This is a genomic window from Streptomyces nanhaiensis, assembly GCF_046614825.1.
In the GTDB taxonomy this organism is placed as follows: Bacteria; Actinomycetota; Actinomycetes; order Streptomycetales; family Streptomycetaceae; genus Streptomyces; species Streptomyces radiopugnans.
Genome location: NZ_JBKJFM010000291.1, coordinates 1 through 3,134, shown reverse-complemented (window position 1 = coordinate 3,134; position 3,134 = coordinate 1). Strand labels below are relative to the sequence as shown.

At 76.5% G+C, this 3,134-nt stretch carries 4 protein-coding genes and 1 pseudogene; 1 reads left to right on the top strand and 4 read right to left on the bottom strand.

The features are described 5' to 3' along the window. Positions 1 to 174, bottom strand: a pseudogene (locus tag ACLIYP_RS29950) (bifunctional adenosylcobinamide kinase/adenosylcobinamide-phosphate guanylyltransferase); the annotation flags it as partial. Between the two features lie 209 nt (positions 175 to 383). On the opposite strand from ACLIYP_RS29950, the gene ACLIYP_RS29945 reads away from it, so the two are divergent. Then, on the top strand, positions 384 to 596 hold the full coding sequence (locus tag ACLIYP_RS29945) for a hypothetical protein (protein ID WP_412716219.1): 213 nt from the start codon (positions 384 to 386) through the stop codon (positions 594 to 596). 57 nt (positions 597 to 653) lie between these two features. Here ACLIYP_RS29945 and ACLIYP_RS29940 read toward each other — a convergent pair whose 3' ends face one another. The 3 genes from ACLIYP_RS29940 to ACLIYP_RS29930 form a co-directional block, all read right to left on the bottom strand. After that, a complete protein-coding gene (locus tag ACLIYP_RS29940; RefSeq protein ID WP_412716218.1) occupies positions 654 to 1,718 on the bottom strand; it encodes a S1C family serine protease in 1,065 nt (354 codons plus the stop codon). Positions 1,719 to 1,872: 154 nt separating this feature from the next. Beyond that, the gene (locus ACLIYP_RS29935; RefSeq protein ID WP_412716217.1) at positions 1,873 to 2,655 is read right to left on the bottom strand and encodes a class I SAM-dependent methyltransferase; all 783 of its coding nucleotides are present in this window, start codon (positions 2,653 to 2,655) and stop codon (positions 1,873 to 1,875) included. Positions 2,656 to 2,716: 61 nt separating this feature from the next. Next, positions 2,717 to 3,134, bottom strand: a 418-nt coding sequence (locus ACLIYP_RS29930; RefSeq protein ID WP_412716216.1) for a DUF3043 domain-containing protein, incomplete at its 5' end; no start/stop codon positions are given.

Here is a 3,134-nt window from a genome sequence, read left to right as displayed (position 1 = left end):
GCGGGGGGCGGCCAGGGCAGGGCGGGGGGTACGGTAGCGCAGCAGGACGCCGTCCACGAGCGGCGCGGTCGCCGCCCGCGCCGCCGCACGGGGGGCGGTGGCGCAGGCCGCGCAGGGGCAGCCGGGCCGGGGGAGGCCGGCGGGGGCGCCGGTGCCGAGCAGAGTCAGTTCCACGGCACGATCGTCTCGCGCCCGCCGGGCCGCCGCGCGAGGGGGGCGGGGCCGGTCCGCGCGGCGGGGCCGGTCCGCGCGGACCGGCCGTGCAGGGCCTACTCTGCGGACAGCGGGACAGGATCACCGAACGTACGGCGGCACCCGGTGCGGTACGGCACGGGGACGAGCCGCGGACGACAGGGACGGACAAGGGACAAGGGGAGGCGCACATGGCGTGGACGTGGCGGTTCGAGAAGGCCGACGGCACGGAGACCGAGCCGGCCGTGCGGCCGGAGGAGTTCTCCACCCAGGGCGACGCGGAGAGCTGGATCGGCGAGTCCTGGAGGGAACTGCTGGAGGGCGGCGTCGAGCAGGTGACGCTGCTGGAGGACGGCACGGTGGTCTACGGGCCCATGAGCCTGAGCGCGGCCGAGGAGGCCTGAGGGCCGGGGGCCCGGCGGGGCCGTCCCCGGTCGCCCGGGGCCGGCCACGCCCTCCCGTCAGCGTTCGCCCAGGGTGATCGTGGCGGTCCGCTCCTCGCCGTCGCGCCGGTAGACGGCCCTGACCTCGTCACCGGGCTCGTGCGAGGCCAGCTCTTTCGCCAGCGCGGTGGTGTCCGGGATCTCCTCGCCGCCGAGCCCGACGATCACGTCGCCCGCCCGGAGCCCGGCCTCGTCCGCCGCGCCGCCGTCCTCGGTCTCCACGATCGCGACCCCGGCGGGCCGGTAGTCGTCGTCCAGGACGGTGCGCACCGTCGCCTCGATCGCCGCCTCGTCGGAGTCGACCACCTCGCCGTGCTCGATCATCTGGTCGGCCAGGTGCCGGACGGTGTCGGAGGGGATGGCGAAGCCCAGGCCCGGCGCCGTGCCGCCGCCCCCGTCCGGGGCGCGGGCGGCCAGGGTGGGCACGCCGATGACGCGGCCGGAGAGGTCGACCAGCGCACCGCCGCTGTTGCCCGGGTTGATCGGGGCCGAGGTCTGGATCAGGTTGCCGATGGTGGTCTCGGCGCTGCCCTCGCTGATGGAGCGGCCGGTGGCGGAGACGATCCCCTCGGTGACGCTGGAGGACAGCCCCAGCGGATTGCCCATGGCCAGGACGATCTGGCCGACGTCCAGCTCACCGGAGTCACCGAAGGTCGCCGGGCGCAGGTTGCCGGGCGGGTCGGTGAGCCTCACCACCGCCAGGTCCTCCTCCGGGTAGCTGGCGACCAGCTCCGCGTCCAGCTCGTCCCGTCCCGTGGCCATGGTGATCCGGAACCGCTCGGCGTCCCCCACCACATGGGCGTTGGTGACGATGTGGCCCTCGCCGTCGTAGACCACGCCCGAGCCCAGCCCCTCCCCGGTGGTGACCTGGACGACGGACGGCAGGACCTGGTCGACCACCTGCTGGAAGGACTCCTGCAGGTCCTCGGCCGTTGCCGGCACGGGGACGGTGGCGCTGGGCGAGGGCGAGGCGCCGGCGCCGCCGGAGGAGTCCGAGCCGGTGCAGCCGGCGAGCAGCACGGCGGCCGCGCACAGGGCGGCGGCGCCCGTGCGGTGTCCGCCGCGCAGTGGGGAACGGGTCATGGGAACGGGTGCTCCCTTCGCAGGTGTCCGCCGGTCCGCCGCGGCCGGCACGGTCGGGCGGTGCCCGGCCGCGGAGCGTCCGCGTTCCCCTCGCGGGCCGCCGGAAACCGCGCCGCGGCCGGCTGCCGCACGGATGCGAGGGGGACCGGGACGCTCAGCCGCGTACGGCGCACAGGTGCAGCAGTGCCGCCACCGCGCGGTACGGGTCGGCGCGTCCGGCCCGCTCCTCGGCGGCCAGCAGCCGCTGTCCGGCCTCGCCGCCGGGCAGGGCGGTGCCCTCAGCGGTGAAGACCCGCACCCCGTACCACCGGTGCACCGGAGTGCTCATCCCGGCCAGGGTCGCGGTCAGCGCCTCGCGGCGCAGGGCGCGCCCGGCGGGGCCGGGCGGGGCGAGGAGGTCCAGGGCCCCGGCCCAGTCGCCGGCCAGCCCCGGCCGCATGGCCGCCGCCTCGGTGTTGGGCAACAGCAGCGACAGCAGCCCGCCGGGCGCCAGCACCCGGCCCAGCCCGGCCAGCAGCGGGCCCGCCTCGTCGCCGGGTGCCAGGACCCCGTGGCAGAGCACCACGTCGAAGGAGCCGGGCAGGAAGTGCGCGCCGGTGCTGCGGCTGTCGCCGCAGACGACGCGCATCCGCTCCCGTATGCCCGCCGGCTCCCCCTCCAGGCTCCGGCGTACGGCGTCCGCCCGCCCGGGGCCGGACTCCAGCCCGGTCACCTCGTGCCCGGCGCGGGCCAGTGCCAGCGCCTGCCGCCCGTGCCCCAGTGCCACGTCCAGGACGCGCAGCCGCCGCCCCACGGGGAAGCGCGAGGTGATCTGCTCCTCCAACTGCCGGGCGACCAGCTCCTGCCCCACGGCGTCGTCGCCGCGCGGGCCGTCGCGGTGCTCGTCCGCGCGGGGCGCGTCCGCGTGGTGCTCGTCGTCTCGTACGGCTGTGTCCATCGATGCGTCCGTCGGTGGTCCGTCGGTGCTCCGCCGGGATTCCGGTTCCGCTCCGCGCCCGTCAGCGGCGCGGAGCCTCGCCGCGGGAGATCTGCGGCTTGGGCAGCCGCATGCGGCGCATCTGGAGGGTGCGCATCAGCGCGTACGCCACCGCGCCCCGACGGTTCTCGTCGGGGAACCGCTCGGCCAGGGCCCTCTTCAGCCGGAAGCCGGTGAGGAAGGAGTCGACGACGATCATCACGATGACGCCCATCCACAGCAGCAGGGAGGCGTTCTTCACCTGCATCGACGGCATCATGCTCAGGATCAGGATGACCACGGCCAGCGGCAGGAAGAACTCCGCGACGTGCCACTTGGCGTCGACGAAGTCGCGCGCGTAGCGCCGCACCGGGCCGCGGTCGCGGGCCGGCAGGTAGCGCTCGTCGCCGCCGGCCAGGGCCTCGCGCTGCCGCGCCAGCTCGGCGCGGCGGGCCTCGCGG